This is a genomic window from Psychroserpens sp. (assembly GCF_047633235.1).
In the GTDB taxonomy this organism is placed as follows: Bacteria; Bacteroidota; Bacteroidia; order Flavobacteriales; family Flavobacteriaceae; genus Psychroserpens.
Genome location: NZ_JBLIET010000004.1, coordinates 35,125 through 52,527 on the forward strand (window position 1 = coordinate 35,125; position 17,403 = coordinate 52,527).

A 17,403-nucleotide genomic window follows, 5' to 3' on the forward strand; every position below is an offset into this window, starting at 1 on the left:
ATTATTATTTAAAATAGTAAGTCATAAGAATTTGATACCGAGTCTACTTTATAGATCATATAGGACACACTTATTCCTCATTAATATCTGTATGGCTATCACTGTTAGTTGTGTCACCACCAGACATAGACTTAACTAAGAAACCTACTAAAACTAAACACACTAAAATAAAAATGATGACCATGATTATGGTCACATTAGAATTGTATAACGCTATATTTTGAATCATAATAATTTAATTTTACACAATAAAATTACAATTCTATATTTATGGAAAATATGATATAAATCATGAAAATAAAGATTTTAGAATTTACTTTTTTACAACCTTAAAAAAGAGCTCGTTACCCAATCTGTAAGCTATAGAGTTATAGCAGTCTTCCATAATTTGAATGTTAAAAAGTGAATCAAAAAAACGAACATACAACGCTTTATGACCTCCAAATGGTGGTCCAACCTTATCTATTGGAAGTTTAAACAATAGACCTACAAGTGCACCGTCATCAACTAGAAGTTGATACATTTTTCGTACATAATCAGGTCGTAAACTAGGATTCAAAGCACAGAAAAATGTTTGCTCAACGATGATATCAAAGGTCATTTCGAGTTCAAAAAAATTAGAATGTATGAGTTGAGAATCTGGAAAACTTGGCACTCTAGATTTTATATTCTGCAACGCAGTTATAGACAAGTCAACAACAAACACATTACGAAATCCATTATTAAAAAGATACTCTGCTTCATAGGAGTTTCCAGCTCCCGGGATTAAGATACGAAGTGACTTATCGACTATTTGATTAAAATACGCTTTAATTGGAGGTGATACTTCACCTAGATCCCAAGCATCAGTATGTTGCTTATATCTATTATCCCAATAGGTTTCGTCAAGTGATTCCATTACAGTAATTCTTTAAATAGGATGTAAATACCCATTATTAAAACGAAATAGCCAAAGCCTTTTTTTAGTTTTTTTCCATCAATAAAATTAGAAAGGTAGCTGCCAATAAAAATCCCGATCACTGAGACACCTGTAAAAGTCAAAAGAAACGTCCAATCAATATCTAAGTTTTCTACATCTCCAATAAAACCAATCAGCGACTTCACTGCAATAATTAAGAGCGATGTTGCCACTGCTTTTTTCATCGGTAACTTAGCCAATAACACTAAAGCAGGAATAATTAAGAATCCGCCTCCCGCGCCTACTAATCCTGTTAAAATACCAACTACGAAACCTTCAATTAAAATAAGCGGATAATTAAATGTTATAACTTCGGAAGTTTCGCCAACATCCTTTTGACCTCTAATCATCGAGATAGAAGCCAACAGCATAACAATGGCAAATAAGACCATTATGGCGACGTCTTTTGTTAATGTAAAATTTCCGAAGGTGAAAATCTCCAAAGGAATTGCAGGCACTATATATTTTCTTGTAATATACACCGCAATAAATGCAGGAATAGCAAAAACGGTGGCAGTTTTAAAATCGACTAAGCCTTTTTTAATATTTTGAATGGCCCCAAATGCAGAAGATACGCCTACCATAAATAGTGAGTAAGCAGTAGCTGTTACTGGATTAACAGCCAATAAATAGACAAAAAGGGGAACAGATAGTATGGAACCACCACCTCCAATTAACCCCAAAACAAGACCAACCAATAAGGCCCCAAAATATCCTAAAATTTGTGTGATATCCATGACTACAAAACTAAGCATTTATTAAATAAAAAGATGTTGTAAATTAAAAACGAATAGCAATAGAGCCTTATCTAAAATTCAAAAAATGAAGTTTCTGTAAACGCATGATAGGTATTAAACTTTTGATTCTTTGAAGTTGCCAATCCCGTAAATTCACTAAAAGCTGGCAGAATAAGTTGAGAATTTGAAACTTGAAAACAGGGCAACTTAATGCGCTGCTTGCCTTTTGTCTTTATTAAAACACCTGGATGGATATGTCCAGAAATCGTAAACTCATTATCGACTAATTCAGGTTCATGAATGAATTTAAATGGATGTAAGTTCAATTCTTGCTGACAACAATTGATATCAAAACTATCGTAAACGACATCCTTTAATCTATCGTGATTTCCTTTAATGAGTATGATTTCTAAATCTGGATGTTCAGCTCTCCATGTTTTAAAAAGGTTCATATCTGTATTGACTTCCGCGTGAAACAAATCACCGACCACAATCAACTTTTTAGCTTGATAATGAGACACTAAAAAAGACAGACGATCCAAATCATTGTGTTGTACATTCACCGAAATAGGAATTCCATGTTTTCTAAAATGTGCCGACTTCCCTACATGTAAATCTGAAGCAATAAGCGCTCTTTCACATTGCCAAAACAGAGCTCTCAAATTATTTAAAATTAAATGTTCGCCCCTAATCGTGACTTGCTTTTCAGCGTAGATCATTTTTTATTCTTTTTAAAGACTTCTTTTTGAATGCGTTCAATGCGCTTGTCTAACTTTTCACTTGATATGGATTGACGTAAACTGTCAACCTTTATTGGAAAACTCAAAGGTGTAAACGTATTGGATTCTTTGATTATTAGTTTACTGTTACTAATACGTTTAAATGCTGCCTTTAAACGAACCTCTTCTAGCTGTTGATTAAAAACCTCAGTATACGCTTGGCGCAACAGTAAATTATTAGGCTCATTATCTTCTAAAACGCGAAATATCAAACCCGATGACGATTGTAAGCTTTTATTATTCTGGTTACGCCCTGGCATGGATTGCACAACTAATCCTGAAATTACAGCAATATCACGGAATTTCCGCGATGCCATTTCCGCAGCATTAATACTAGCTATCACATCATCCATTAAGTTTTTTGCACTTAAAATCTCAGCAATATTACCCTCATGGATTGGGATGTCTTGATCGCTTAATAATTCAAACCCGTAATCATTCATAGCCATGGTAAAGGTCAATGGTGTGATTCTACTAATACGATAGGCAATCAAAGCCGAAATTACTTCATGCACCAATCGCCCTTCAAAAGGATACATAAATACATGAAAACCCTCTTTGGTATGTATCTTCTCGACTAGAAATTCATCTTCTTTTGGAATATGAGAAAACTCACTTTGACGTGCAATTAAAGGATGTAAAAATTTAAGTTCGCGCTCTCTAATACCAGGATTTAAAGAATCACTCAATTTCTTCCTTAGAAAATGACTCATATACGATGTGAGTGGCAATCGACCTCCTAACCAACTTGGTGTGATTGCTTTTTTAGCTTTGCTTATTCTCACATAAGCAGTCATATCTTTAATATGTGTGAGTTCTAAAACACGACCTGCGAGCACAAAACTATCATTTGGTTTTAGTTTCGTGACAAAATATTCTTCAATCATACCAACATAACCACCAGACAAAAACTTCACACGCAACATGGCCTCGCTAACAATGGCACCCATATTCATGCGATGCAACATGCTTATTCGTCTGCTTTTTGCTCTGTAGATCTCATCCTCATCTTTGGCTACTTTATGAAACTCTTCATAAGACTGTAATGTATTACCACCTTGTGTTATAAACTGAATCGCCCAAGCAAATTCCTCCTCAGTTAGCATTGAAAAGGCATGTGTACTCACTAATAACGCATATACCTCCTGGGCTTTAAAACCTTCACCAACGGCTAAAGTGACCATAAACTGAACCATCACATCATAGGTCAAAACCATAGGTTCACGAGCTTCAACGCGACGCTCGGCAACTGCTTCTCTAAGTGCTGCAGCTTCAATAATTTCTAAGGAGTGTGTGGGAATAATATAAATTTTAGACACCTCATAAGGTGAATGACCACTTCGTCCAGCACGCTGCATAAACCGTGCAATACCTTTGGCAGATCCAATTTGAATTACGCAATCTACGGGCTTAAAATCAACACCTAAATCTAAAGATGAGGTACACACCACTGCTTTTAAGTGTCCTTCGGAAATGTTATCCTCAATCCAATTTCGCAGTTTTTTATCAATAGAACCATGATGTATAGCGAGTAAACCAGCTAAATCTGGATCTGCTTCCAGTAAAATTTGATACCAGAGTTCTGATTGTCCGCGAGTATTGGTGAAAATTAAAGTCGTGTTATTGTCGTGAATAATTGGGATAATCTTAGAGGCCATGCTTTTACCAAGATGTCCTGCCCAGGGCAAAACTTCCACTTCATCTGGCAACACCGTAACCACCTTAATCTTCTTTTTCTCTTTGGCAGTAATCATTACCGTTTTTAAATCTGAATACGGTATCAAGACCTGTCCAGCTTCTTCCAGATTACCAATGGTCGCGGTGATTCCCCATATTTTTATTCCTACGGAAATTTTAAGTAACCGCGCCATTGCCAGCTCCACTAAAATCCCTCGTTTATTTCCTAGAAGCTCATGCCACTCATCTACAGTAATACAGTTCACATGCTTAAACCATCGTGAATTGTTCTTTTGAGAAAATAAAAGATGTATGGTTTCTGGTGTGACGATTAAAACATCTGGCATTAATCGCTCTTGTTTACGACGTACATTTGTTGGTGTATCTCCATTGCGCACTGCAACTTCCCAATCCAAACCAATCTCCTCTACCGCTATGCTCATGGCTTTTGCCAAATCTTTTGCTAGAGAACGTAAGGGGCTCACCCAGAGTAATTTCAATCCTTTTTTATACTTCTCAGGATAATTTAAATAGTCAATAACAACTGCGAGAAACACTGAGAATGTTTTACCAAACCCTGTTGGCGCCACCACCATACCGCTGTAACCGTTATGATATTTAGCCCAAGTTTGCTCTTGAAATTTGAATGGCACATGCCCTTTGGATGCCATCCAATCATTAATAATTTTATATCCTTGTGATTGTTGTAGTGTTTTACTCAATTTGGAGAATGAATCAATTGTTTTACATTTTCTATGGTGTCAATTTCCTCAACGGGTTTATCCTTACGCCATCTAGATATTCTAGGAAATCGTAGCGCTACGCCAGACTTATGACGATTACTTAAAGCAATACCTTCAAAAGCGATCTCAAATACGAGTTCAGGTTTTACAGTACGTACAGGACCAAATTTCTCTATAGAATTATTCTTTACAAACCGGCTAACCTCCTTGATTTCTTCATTGGTTAAACCCGAGTACGCTTTTGCCACCGTCACTAAACCATCATCTTTTTTAACTGCAAAGGTATAATCTGTATAATGTGAACTTCGTCGCCCGCTTCCTTTTTGAGCGTAAATCATAACTGCGTCGATGGTTAAAGGATCGACTTTCCATTTCCACCAATCGCCTTTTTTTCGACCTGTATGATATGGCGATGCTTTCTGTTTAAGCATTAACCCTTCACTATCCTTTGCTCTCGCGCCTGCTCTAATTGGGATTAGGTCTTGCCAGTTTTCCGTAGTAATTACTTCTGAAATAAACACTGTTTTATTATCGGTAGCTTCGGTATTAAATAACTGTTCTAATTTCTCTCTCCTAAAGTGTAATGGTTGCGCTCTTATATCTTGATGATCCCACTCCATCATATCATAGGCATAAAAACCAATAGGAACATCTTGTAATAATTTTTTAGTCACATTTTTTCTATTAAGACGTTTTTGTAAATCATTGAATAATAGAATTCCATTATCTTTTAGGGCCAAAATTTCGCCATCAATTACAAAGTCACCCTCTAATTTGTGAATCGCCTCCACCAATTCTGGGAATTGCTCTGTAACGAGCTCCTCACCTCTTGACCATAAGAACACTTCGTTGTTCCGTTTTACGATTTGCCCGCGAATACCATCCCACTTATACTCTACTTGCCAATCCTTAATAGGGCCTAACGCATCCAATTCTTTTTCTAAGGCATACGCCAAACAAAATGGATAGGGTTTAGAATTGTCGTAATTGATATGCTCGCCTTGTAACAAGGCATCAAAAGTAATCGCGTTGAGATCCCAATTACCAATAATACTATGCATCAATTGATTGGCTTCAATACCAGAGTATTTAGCCAAAGCATTCACCAAGGTTTTTTTAGAAACCCCTACTCTAAAACTACCGCCAATCAGTTTATTAAAAATAAAACGCTCTTGTGCTTTTAGTCCAGACCAAGCATGGCGAACATAGGCTTCTTTCTCCTCATCAGTTTTTGCTTTGAGTTCTACAATGTCTTGCATCCACTCGCTAAACGACTTTTCAATTTGATGGGTAGGCTCAGGTAATAGTAATGCCATAGTTTCTCCCAAATCACCAACGGCACTGTAGCTTTCTAGAAATAACCACTCAGGAATATTGGTGATGTCCATACACCAATTCCTCATGACACCAGATGGTATGGGACGCTTTGGACGCTTCCCCGTAAAAATGGCGATGAGCCATAACTTATCTTTATCTGGGGCATGCGTAAAATAGTCTACAAATGCAGCAATTTTGTCATTGGTTTTGTTCGTGATTTCAACAGCACTTATGAGTTTAGAGAAATTAATCATGAGGCCTGTACAGTTTTAGAATCTTCGGTACTGTCTCTACTGCTTTCTTCGCTGCTTTCATCTTCGTTATAACCATATTCCGTTAACACTTCTTCTGAAGGGATTCCAATATCGTTTAGATATTTTGAGAATGTTGCTTGAGAACCGTGCGTCACATACACTTTTTCTGCTTCAGTAGCTTTTACGGCAGTTAATAATCCGTCCCAATCTGCATGATCACTTACAGGAAACCCTGCATCTACAGATTGCCATCTGCGCTTACCACGAATTTGCATCCAGCCTGAGCAAATTGCTGTTGCTGCATTTGGAATTCGTTTGATCATATTAGATCCCAATAATGCTGGTGGAACGATGACAATTTTATTCTGAATGTCTTTTTTATCTGAATCTGTTGTCCATAGTTTGGTATCAGGTAATAGCACACCAGACGTTTTGATCGCTTCATTACAATTATGGATTGCAGTATGGACATATAGATCATCGAGTCCCTCCATGAGTTTCATAATACGTTGTGCCTTACCTAAAGAATAACCAATAAACACACTGGTACGATTTTTAGATTGATTATTAAGTACCCAATTGTGCATTTGACGTTGGAGTTCGTCTTCTTTTAACCAGTTGTAAACGGGAAGTCCAAAGGTGCTTTCTGTAATAAATTCATGACATTTAACCGGTTCAAAAGGTGTCGTCAAATTATCATTTTTCACTTTATAATCTCCAGAGAAGACAACAACAAAACCTTTATATTCTAATCTAATTTGAGCAGAACCTATAATATGGCCTGCAGGAAAGAAGCTCACTTTAACTCCGTTTACGATAACTTCTTTGTTATAAGGTAAACTTTCAATAGAAATATCTGGACCTATGCGATGTTGTAGAATTGCCTTAGATTCATCGTGACACAAATAGTGTTTCATTCCCCATTTGGCGTGATCTGCATGACCATGAGAAATAATAGCATAGTCTACAGGAAACCAAGGATCCAGATAGAACTTACCTGGGATACAATAAATGCCTTTATTGGTAAATTTAATTAATTTCAAAAGTGATTGCATTTTTTATAAAGATAACTCATTCTGAAACCTTTTAAAACAGAAATTTGTTTTGAATTGAAAATTTTACATAACGTATATGAATTTATAGGAGTATTAAAATTTCCGAAGAAAAATTATAGGGTTGTACCTCGTAACACAAGTTTTGTTTTTATAGTTTTAGTTGTTCTATTTACAGATGTCTTATCGTTTAGATTATTGATTAACATTTTCACAGAAGCTTTCCCTATATCAAGCGTGTGCTGAGAAACAGTTGATAGTTTTGGATTCGTAAACTGTAGTACATTTTCATCTGAGAATCCAATTATTGATAACTCCTTAGGAATACTAAAGTTAAGATTTAAAGCTTTTTGAAGCGCTATGACACCAGTTGTATTGTCAATGGATATGATCGCATCAATATGACTATTATCAATAAATAACTGTTCAATAACCTCCTCAATACTCTTGCCTTTTTTAGTGGTCACAACAACGGGCTCACTCGTGTAATTAGAAGCTTCGCTTAATGCCTCTAAATACCCACTGGTTCTTAATTTACCAACACTTAATTCGTCAATATCACTCACAAGAACGATGTGTTTTCTACCTTCGGAAAGGAGATGTTTCGTCGCTTCGTAAGCGGCACCAAAATCATCGATTATAACTTTATCACAATCTATATCTTCTGAAACTCTGTCAAACAAAACAATTGGGATATTTTGGCTTAAAATAGCGTTGATATGGTCTACTTTATTTGCAACCTGAGTTTCTTGCGCCATAGACATTATAAATCCATCAACACTACCATTAGATAATAGCTGAAGACTATTTATCTCTTTAGACTGCAACTCATTAGAAAGACAAGTAATAATATTATACCCCTGTTTTGTAGCTTCTTGCTCTATCGCAAAAAGTGCTTTAGCAAAGAAATGATTTAAAATATTGGGTACAATAACACCTATAGTATTGGTCTTACTGTTTTTTAAACTCACCGCTAATCGATTTGGCTTATAGTTTAAAAACTTAGCTAATGCTTTGACGCGTTCAATGGTGTCTGGACTAATCTCATCACTATCATGTAGTGCTTTAGAAACCGTAGATATCGAAACGTTTAGTTGTTCTGCAAGATGTTTTAGTGTGACCATGTTTTAAAATTAAACTTGTTCTTAATACTATTTTATTTTAACTGATTTGCAGTTCTATTTAAAGAAATAAATAAATTATTACTTTAATAATTGCTCTACAGCTTCTTTTGTGTTTTCAACGGGTAATCTACAAGCACCATTAACACAAACATATATGTAGGTGTCGTCTTCAATAAATCGACTTTCCATAATAGGCAAATCACTATCACTGGTTGATCCAGCAATTAGAATATTTGGTAAGTAATATTGATTAATTTCATCTAATTTATTTAATGCATTAGTTCCAGAGATCGCAACCTCATAGTACGGATTAGAATAGTTTAAATACAGTGAGAGCCAATTTGAATATCCTGATGGTGATTTTTTAAATTGATTATTCATATTGCTTAACATTTGTTTAGCCATATCTCTGTATTCATTATCTGAATAATAATGGCTTAGTTTAAACAAATTATCTGCTAAAACAGAATTTGAAGATGGAATGACATTATCTATAACTTCAATCTTTCTTGTTATTAAATTTGTCTCAGTATCTGATGTGAAATAAAACATGCCACTTTTATTATCTACAAAATGAGCTATGTTATATTTCATAAGAGCATTGGCAGTGAGCAACCACTCTTCATTAAGTGTTACTTGATATAATTCTATATATGCTGAAATAGTATGCGCATAATCTTCAGAAAAACCCTCGATAGTACTTTTTCCATTTTTATAATTATGAAACAAAGAACCGTCTTTATTAATTTGATTTTCTTTTATAAACTTGGCATTTTTTATGGCCTTATCTAAATACGTTTTATCACCTAAAACGCGATACGCATCTACATATGATTTTAGCATTAGAGCGTTCCATGAGGTTAATACCTTATCATCAGTTCTAGGTCTATTTCTATGGCTTCTCACTTTAAAAAGTTTTGTTTTCCAATCTAGTATCTTTTTATTTAAATCTTCTTCGGAAATATTATAAGCTGTCAAGAACTCACTGTTTGTTTTCGTTTTATATAAAATGTAATGGTTCTTCTCCCATTTGCCAGTAGTATTAACATTGTAATAGGCTTTAAATATTTCGAAATCAGATTTAAGCACTGTTTGCAATTCTTCTTTGGTCCAAACATAAAATACTCCTTCTTCTAATTCGCCACTTTTTGTTTTACTATCGGCATCTAAAGAAGAATAAAACGCACCATCTTCTTGAGTTAATTCTCTATCAATAAAGTCTAACGTTTCAATTACCACTATTTTATAGGATTCTTTTTGAGTTAGTTGGTACGCATTAGCATAAAGACTTACTAGTTGTGCATTATCGTAAAGCATTTTCTCAAAATGGGGAACATGCCATCTGTCATCAACAGAGTATCTTGAAAAACCTCCTCCTATTTGATCATAGATACCTCCATTAGCCATTTTATCTAAGCTTGTCAATACATATTCTTGGAGATTTTTATTTTCATATTGAAAACTGTAACGCAACAAGAAATTTAAATTATTAGGCATTGGAAACTTAGGCGCCCTTTTTTGTCCACCTCGCTGAAAATCTAATGATGATTCCCAAAGGTTCACCATTGTTTCTAGAGCCTCTGAATTGAACTGGAGATCTTCTTTGTTAATGGTAATTAAACCAGAATTTTGTACACCTTCTGTTAGTCTTTCGGCATATCCAATAACCTTATCAGGATCATTTTTGTATAAAGTGGATATGTCTTCTAATATTTTAGTCCATTGTACTTTTGTAAAATAGGTGCCTCCAAAAACAGGTCTTCCGTCTGGCAGTGTTATACAGTTTAATGGCCAACCACCACTTCCTGTCATAAGTTGAACAGCATTCATATAAATTTGATCCACATCAGGTCGTTCTTCTCGATCAACTTTAATACTGATAAAATTATCATTCATAAGTTTAGCCACAGAGTCATTTTCAAAACTCTCTTCCTCCATAACATGGCACCAATGGCAGGCAGAATACCCTACGGAAATAACAATGAGTTTATTTTGATCTTCTGCTAATTTTAATGATTCTTTATTCCATGCCTTCCAATCCACTGGATTATAGGCATGTTGCAGTAAGTATGGACTCGTTTCATGTATTAAGTCATTGGCCTCCTCAATCTTTTCTTTAGTCACAACAACATTGTTATTCTTTTGGGAACAACAAAGTATCAAACCAGTTAAAAACACCATAAAGATTAATTTTTTCAACATATTAATTTTACGTTATAATTTGTATTGTAAAGTTAGCTATCTAAATTAGATATATAAAGAAAGCGCGTCTATAAAAAATAAACACGCTTTAATATTTTATAGATATTAAAATCTATTTATTCTTTGATGAGTTTAACAGTCTTAATTCCATTAATATTTTCAACTCTTGCAAAATACATTCCAGATTTTAACGACGATGTATCAATTACAATTTCATTTGCATTAGGAGTTAAAGACATCACTCTCTTACCTAATACATCATAAACCACCACGGTATTAATAATTAAACTACTAGAAATATTCCAGTTACCATTGGTAGGGTTAGGGAAAACTTTGAACGCATTTGTTTCAAAATCATCAATACTTAATAAGCAATCACTCCCAACTTCGTATGAAAAATATTTTGTTATTGAAAGGCCTCCTTGATAAGCAAACTTGCATGCGTAACTCACCGTTTCACCCATAGATTGATTAGTTACTATTTTAGTAAAAATCGAAGTACCTGGCACATTATCCATTTGAGTTTCCAAAAAATCAGGTGGAGCTCTCCATAGATAGGCAACTACACCTACTTTATCAGTATCCAATAATTCAAATGTAAATTCGACATCATTTCCTTGTGTAACAAAAGAATAATTATAGCCAATAGAAAAAGAAGTTCCCTGCTGAGTATCAGCTGACGTCCCTTCACAGTCTGTACTTGTATCTTCTAGTGTTGATGCGGACAGAGGAATAGGATTATTAGCTGCTTGATTACCTGCCAAATCACTAGCTGTAACATTAAAGTTATAATCCGTTAAAGGATCTAATCCCGTAATTAAAAATGATTTTTGTGTTCCGGCTGGTGCAGAAATCGCTTTTTCAATGGCATTGTATGTGACTCTATACAAGATAGTACCAGAAGCATCGTTAGCATTTAAAAGCAATTCTACAGAAAAGGCTGTACTAGCACCTACAGAAGCAATAAAGGTATCTGGAGCGATTACATCGTTTGTTGCCGAACAATCTGTATTCACTTCATAATCAATATAATTAGACACTATTTGGCCTCCACCATTTATTACCATTTTACAAGCTTTGGTGATTATTCCCGTTTGACTATTTAATGTAATCGCAAATGTATTTACACCAACATTAGTCATTTGAGTTTCTGAAAAATTTGGATCTGGATTCCATAAATAAGCTATATCGACAGTTTTATCAACATCCAATAGCTCAAATGTAATGGTCACATCAGTTCCATTAGCCAAGGTTTCATAAGTTGTTTTAATCCCCACAGATAAAGACCCTTGAGCTGCAGTATTAGAAGTTGTTATACACGTTCCTTGAGCATTTATATTGAGACCGATTAATAAGAATATTACAGTACTTAAATATAAAATTAAATTGTTTTTCATAGTATCATTTTTATAACAAAAGCCACATTGACAAAATACAATGTGGCTTTATCAAATTATTATCGCTAATTATAACGTGTTACCTTGTAGAGTTAATTTTTTAATAACTTTACAGTTTTAGTACCTTCCGCAGAATTAAATCTAGCAAAATATATCCCGTTTCTTAATCCAGAAGCATCAATTAATGCCGTATCCGAATTTGGACTTAATGAAAGTACTTGTTTTCCTAAAACATCAAATACTTGTAAAGTATTAATGTTTTTCGTGCTTTTCACATTCCAGATCGTATTACTTGGGTTAGGAAATACAATAAATTCTGATACTACAAAATCATCTACTCCTAAAACAGTTGCACCAAGTGTAATATCGTCAATTAAATACGTTCCAGTATCTGTATTAGTTCCACCCACTCCAAAAGTTGGATTATCTACAAAGATCACCATTGTAGGATAAGAAGAAAGGCCAGCAGGAAAATCTAATTCTACATCGATCCAATCTTGTCCAGTTGTAGTAAAGTTTAACTCAGAAGCTCCTGCAACAGGCTGAAAACTCACACCATGGTTATGTGCTTCACCAGCAGCAGCTGTAGTTGATCTCATTCTAAATCTTAAAGAATTGTTATCGTTATCTGAGAGATCTGTTGGGTTACAAAATGAAATTTGAGCATTGTCCCAATTTGCTCCTACCCCTTGAACTTGCATTTCTTCTTCAGCAGTATACGTAACAACGGCACCATCACCACCAATAAATTGACTATCTTCAGGATCACTAAAATCGATTTCCGCAGGTGATAATACCGGAGATAAACAAGGAGCCCCTGTCATTTCAATATCATCAATTAAATAAGTACCAACACCGGTATTTCCATCACCAAAATCAGTAAAAATCACCATTTTAGTGTACGTACCTAAACCCCCTGGAAAGTCTAATTCAAACGTAGTCCACGCATTATCTGTGCTGTTAAAAGTAATTTGTGGATCTGGTGCAGGTCCTCCTTCAAATTTCAGAGCATGTGTTCCAACGCCAGTACCAGTTGTCGCTTTAAATTTAAATTTAATAACATTATTATCATTGTCAGATAAATCAATAGGAGTTGTAAAGGTAACTTGGGCATTATCCCAGTTCTCTCCACTACCAGTTGTCGTTAGAACAGAATTGTTGGCATCATCTGGATCTACATCATTTCCTACAGTATTTCCAATCCCATCGGCAATTAGGCCATGAGTTGTAGGCGTTGCCACTGTCCCAAAATCATAAGGCAATGCTCCTTGAGAGTAACCAAAAGAGGCTACTAAAAGGGCTAACATTAGAGTAATTTTTTTCATAATAAATTATATTTTTAATTAATTAATTTTATTAAAATTAATATCCTAAACTGTGTTTACTAAATAACAGTAGGACCACTAACTTTAATTCTTTTAAATTTATGATGGTTTATTACGGAATCCTATATATTATGCACTACAAAAAGCATACATCACAATAAAACTTAGTTTTTATTGTGAGTTTGTTAATTAGACCAACTAGAACAAGCTTTTAAAAGACTTTTAGAAGTTAACAAAAGACTACTACACCATTGGGGAGTTAAGCTTTGTATGGGTTATGTTGTGGTAGCTTCAATAGTTGTAGCGCTTGAAACAATTAGTTGTAGCCCTAATTTTATGCATAAAATTAGATTTAAGTATTAATTTATGAAGATTACCTATCTAAAGACGAAAGTTTTTGAATATTGTTATTAAAAATCGGACAAAGCAATAACTAGAAGCTATTAATTATTAAAACTAAAAACAGAGACTGGCGCATTATTGTTACTAATAATTAATAAACTTCTATTACTTTGCTTTATAATCTTAGCATCCCTGCTGTCAAAAGGAACGTATAAACCGCTATTTAAAGGCGCTAAATTTGTAAAATTATTACGACCATCACCCAATAGAATATTACCAATTCCGGCATCATAACGAGTTGTTTCAACTTCTACTCCGAAGTGATTTCCGACCGTTAAAATATCTTTATGACCATCTTTATTAAAGTCCATCACTATTGATGATTTAATAGGAGTAATTTGAGCTTGTATGGGTAATGATTTTCTAACAAGCTTGCCTGCTTCATTAATTAAAATAATACTTTCAAAATTAGTTATTTCGTAAACAAGGCCTTCTGCCACTTTATCTTCAGGTAGAATATCTATTAATTTAGAAGAGGCAAAGCTGTGATAATCTTTAAACTTTTCTGCCACGTATGGCATTTGTTGACTGGTACATTCTCTTCCTCTTAAAGGAACATAAGCATCCTTATAAAATTTAGCAAGCACTACATCATTAGTACCGTTATTGTCAAAGTCATTTACGAAAACTTTAAACGGGTGTTCTATTGTTGCTTTGAATTTATTATTCAGTCCTAGATTTCCAATTATATAATCATCGTCGCCGTCATTATCTATATCGTTAGCGCTAATAGACCACCATAAGCCTCTTGTATTATTTAAACCAAATTTTTCTGAATTATTTATAAATATGCCATTGTTATTTTCTAATACTTTTATCTCCATCCATTCACCAACAATCATTAAATCATCATCACCATCGGTATCGATGTCTGTAAAAACAGCATCTGTTACCATACCAATATTAGTCAAATCTACAGCTACTCTCTCAGAAGCCTTAGTATAGATTCCTTTATCATTGATTAGAATATAACTAGTGGCAGGAAATCCATATTGTCCTGATTTAATTCTTGTACCAATAAACAAATCTAAATCGCCGTCATTGTCAATATCAGAAGACTTAACACACTCAGTACTTTCATAAATATTAGGAAGTGCTTTATCGTTTTTAGTAAACTCCCCCAAACCGTTATTTATATATAACCTGTCTTTTAACATAGGGCTTCCTTGAGCGTATTCACTTCCACCACTAGTTATGTATAAATCCATATCATCGTCAGCATCAACATCTAAAAATAAGGCTCCAAGATCTTCAGATTTTTTATCTAGTTCCCAAGGTTGAGATGCATTTTCTACAAAACTCTTGTTTGGCTTTTGTATATAAAGAACCCCTTCTTGACCAGCTGCTCCTCCAATAAAGAAATCATCTAAACCATCGTTGTTAACATCCGCTACGGAGGTGAAAGGTCCATTTTGTGAAATATTATGTGGCAACAACACTTCCTCCTCATATTCGTTGAAATCATTTTCTTGATGAACAAAAGTGATCCCTAAGTCTGATGCTTTAGTTTGATTAAATATTGTTTCCTTATTATTTTGTGTTTTTGAAATAATTTTGGCTTTAGAATAATTTGCTGTTAATTTTATATTAGCGCTTACATTTTCAAATATGTTGATTTTCCCATCTGGCCATATCACTTCTACTTTAGTTACTTCTATATCTTTTCCCAACCCGAAGAACAACCCTGGCTCTACAGATGATAAATAACCACGAGTTACAGTGTTCTCTCCAGTTTGTGTCTTTCCGTTGTGATGAATAATGGCTTTTACACCATAACCTAGTGTATTAAAGTCTGACCCCTCTAGTTCAATCTTAAGAAAATTCCCATTTGTTTTATTTTCATAAACAAATGCTGATGCCTCCATATTATTTATAACGATATCTAAATCACCATCATTATCTAAATCGCCATAAGACATTCCGCTAGAAAAACTTGGTGTATCAAAGTTCCAATTTTCGGCAGCTTTTTCAAATTTCAAATTACCTGTGTTTTTAAAAGCATAATTAGACAGCGGCACGGAAGGCGCTGATTTAGACATATTAAAAAAGTCTTGAGAATCGGTTTTTAGTTTTTCGTATAAACCCGTTAAGAAGTCATTGTTTCTAACGTCTTTTTTCACTCCGTTAGATATTATGATATCTTTAAACCCATCATTATCTAAATCAACTAATAAGCCAGCCCAACTCCAATCTGTTTTTGCTATTCCAGCAACATTAGCAATATCTGAAAAACCACTTCCATTATTTATTTGTAGAGTGTTTGACATGTATTGATAATGGTTACCCGTATTGACCAACTCATGAAATTTTTCAATACTCATGGATCCCATATTAGTCTTAGAGCGGTAGTGGTCATCAGAAGCCATATCCAAAGTAATTAGATCTATAAACCCATCATTATTTATATCACCAGTATCTGTTCCCATACTATATTGAGACATGTGTTTAAGGCTATCATCAGTTACATTTTTAAAGGTTCCATTTCCATTATTATAATACAAGACATCAGGTTTGTCATAATCATTAGCAATATATAAATCTGTCCAACCATCATTGTTAAAATCTGAAGCACTAACACTTAATCCGTAAGTCATATCTCTAGAGATACCAACTTCTTTAGAAACATCTCTATACTTTCCATTGTCATTTCTATACAATTTGTCTGTATAGAATTTCTCGCGATTTTTAGGAATGTTTGTATAACGTTTAAATAATCTTGAATCTGGAAGTTGATTTACCTGGTACATGTCTAAATCACCATCATTATCCATATCGAAAAATACTGCTTGAGACGAAAACCCTGCGTCAGCGAGTCCATAAAGCATAGCAGATTCCGTAAAAGTAAGATCTTGGTTATTTATGTATAATTGGTTTTTACGATCTTCTGGATTCATAGACTCCCCATTTCTACTTACATAAATATCTAAATACCCATCATTATTAACATCAGCCATAGTCACTCCCCAAGACCAACCAGAATGACTTGCTGATTTAGATTTTTTAGTAATATCTTCAAACTTTAAATCTCCTTTGTTTAGATATAACCTATCACTAACTTGATTTCCACAAAAAAATATATCAGGAAGACCATCATTATTTATATCGCCAATTGCCACACCCGCTCCGCTATATAATTGGTTATAGTATAAGTGATTTACTGTTTCAGACTCTTTAATAGCATTATTGAAATCTATTCCCGTTTTTTCAGCAGATAATAACTCAAAACCACTAACTAACACCTCTGGGTACAAGTCTCTTTTTGGCTCTTGATTACAGTTAAGTAATAACAAACAAATTGTAACCATTATTAAAAATTGAATCTTAGTATTCTTCATAATTAATTTAAAATTAATTCACTGTAGTAAAGATATAATATTATATAAATTTGAACTGTTGTTTTAAAATTAAAAAGCCATATTGATAAATACAATATGGC

General features: G+C 34.1%; 12 protein-coding genes. All 12 read right to left on the reverse strand.

Going from position 1 to position 17,403, the window contains the following annotated elements; genetic code table 11:
- Positions 1 to 70 precede the first annotated feature (70 nt).
- The gene (locus tag ACJAZK_RS02055; protein ID WP_415222364.1) at positions 71 to 229 is read right to left on the reverse strand and encodes a hypothetical protein; all 159 of its coding nucleotides are present in this window, start codon (positions 227 to 229) and stop codon (positions 71 to 73) included.
- An 84-nt stretch (positions 230 to 313) separates the two neighbouring features.
- Positions 314 to 898 (reverse strand): methyltransferase domain-containing protein, encoded by a 585-nt coding sequence (locus tag ACJAZK_RS02060; RefSeq protein ID WP_415222365.1) that lies wholly within the window; start codon positions 896 to 898, stop codon positions 314 to 316.
- A complete protein-coding gene (locus tag ACJAZK_RS02065) occupies positions 898 to 1,695 on the reverse strand; it encodes a sulfite exporter TauE/SafE family protein (protein WP_415222431.1) in 798 nt (265 codons plus the stop codon). Before ACJAZK_RS02065 ends, ACJAZK_RS02060 begins: the two co-directional genes overlap by 1 nt.
- 71 nt (positions 1,696 to 1,766) lie before the next feature.
- On the reverse strand, positions 1,767 to 2,414 hold the full coding sequence (gene pdeM, locus ACJAZK_RS02070; protein WP_415222366.1) for a ligase-associated DNA damage response endonuclease PdeM: 648 nt from the start codon (positions 2,412 to 2,414) through the stop codon (positions 1,767 to 1,769).
- Complete coding sequence (locus ACJAZK_RS02075) at positions 2,411 to 4,873, reverse strand: ligase-associated DNA damage response DEXH box helicase (RefSeq protein ID WP_415222367.1); 2,463 nt, start codon at positions 4,871 to 4,873, stop codon at positions 2,411 to 2,413. The genes pdeM and ACJAZK_RS02075 overlap by 4 nt, the downstream gene beginning before the upstream one ends.
- A complete protein-coding gene (locus tag ACJAZK_RS02080; protein ID WP_415222368.1) occupies positions 4,870 to 6,465 on the reverse strand; it encodes an ATP-dependent DNA ligase in 1,596 nt (531 codons plus the stop codon). The genes ACJAZK_RS02075 and ACJAZK_RS02080 overlap by 4 nt, the downstream gene beginning before the upstream one ends.
- Positions 6,462 to 7,508 (reverse strand): ligase-associated DNA damage response exonuclease, encoded by a 1,047-nt coding sequence (locus ACJAZK_RS02085; protein ID WP_415222369.1) that lies wholly within the window; start codon positions 7,506 to 7,508, stop codon positions 6,462 to 6,464. Before ACJAZK_RS02085 ends, ACJAZK_RS02080 begins: the two co-directional genes overlap by 4 nt.
- A gap of 125 nt (positions 7,509 to 7,633) precedes the next feature.
- Positions 7,634 to 8,641, reverse strand: coding sequence for a LacI family DNA-binding transcriptional regulator (locus ACJAZK_RS02090; RefSeq protein WP_415222370.1), 1,008 nt, complete (start codon positions 8,639 to 8,641; stop codon positions 7,634 to 7,636).
- A 78-nt stretch (positions 8,642 to 8,719) separates the two neighbouring features.
- Positions 8,720 to 10,765: a thioredoxin domain-containing protein gene (locus ACJAZK_RS02095; protein ID WP_415222371.1), complete on the reverse strand. Its 2,046-nt coding sequence runs from the start codon at positions 10,763 to 10,765 to the stop codon at positions 8,720 to 8,722.
- 194 nt (positions 10,766 to 10,959) lie between these two features.
- Entirely contained in the window at positions 10,960 to 12,240 is a 1,281-nt protein-coding gene (locus tag ACJAZK_RS02100; RefSeq protein WP_415222372.1) for a T9SS type A sorting domain-containing protein, read from the reverse strand.
- 92 nt (positions 12,241 to 12,332) lie between these two features.
- Positions 12,333 to 13,565: a T9SS type A sorting domain-containing protein gene (locus tag ACJAZK_RS02105; protein WP_415222373.1), complete on the reverse strand. Its 1,233-nt coding sequence runs from the start codon at positions 13,563 to 13,565 to the stop codon at positions 12,333 to 12,335.
- A 443-nt stretch (positions 13,566 to 14,008) separates the two neighbouring features.
- Positions 14,009 to 17,302 (reverse strand): CRTAC1 family protein, encoded by a 3,294-nt coding sequence (locus ACJAZK_RS02110; RefSeq protein ID WP_415222374.1) that lies wholly within the window; start codon positions 17,300 to 17,302, stop codon positions 14,009 to 14,011.
- Positions 17,303 to 17,403: the final 101 nt, after the last annotated feature.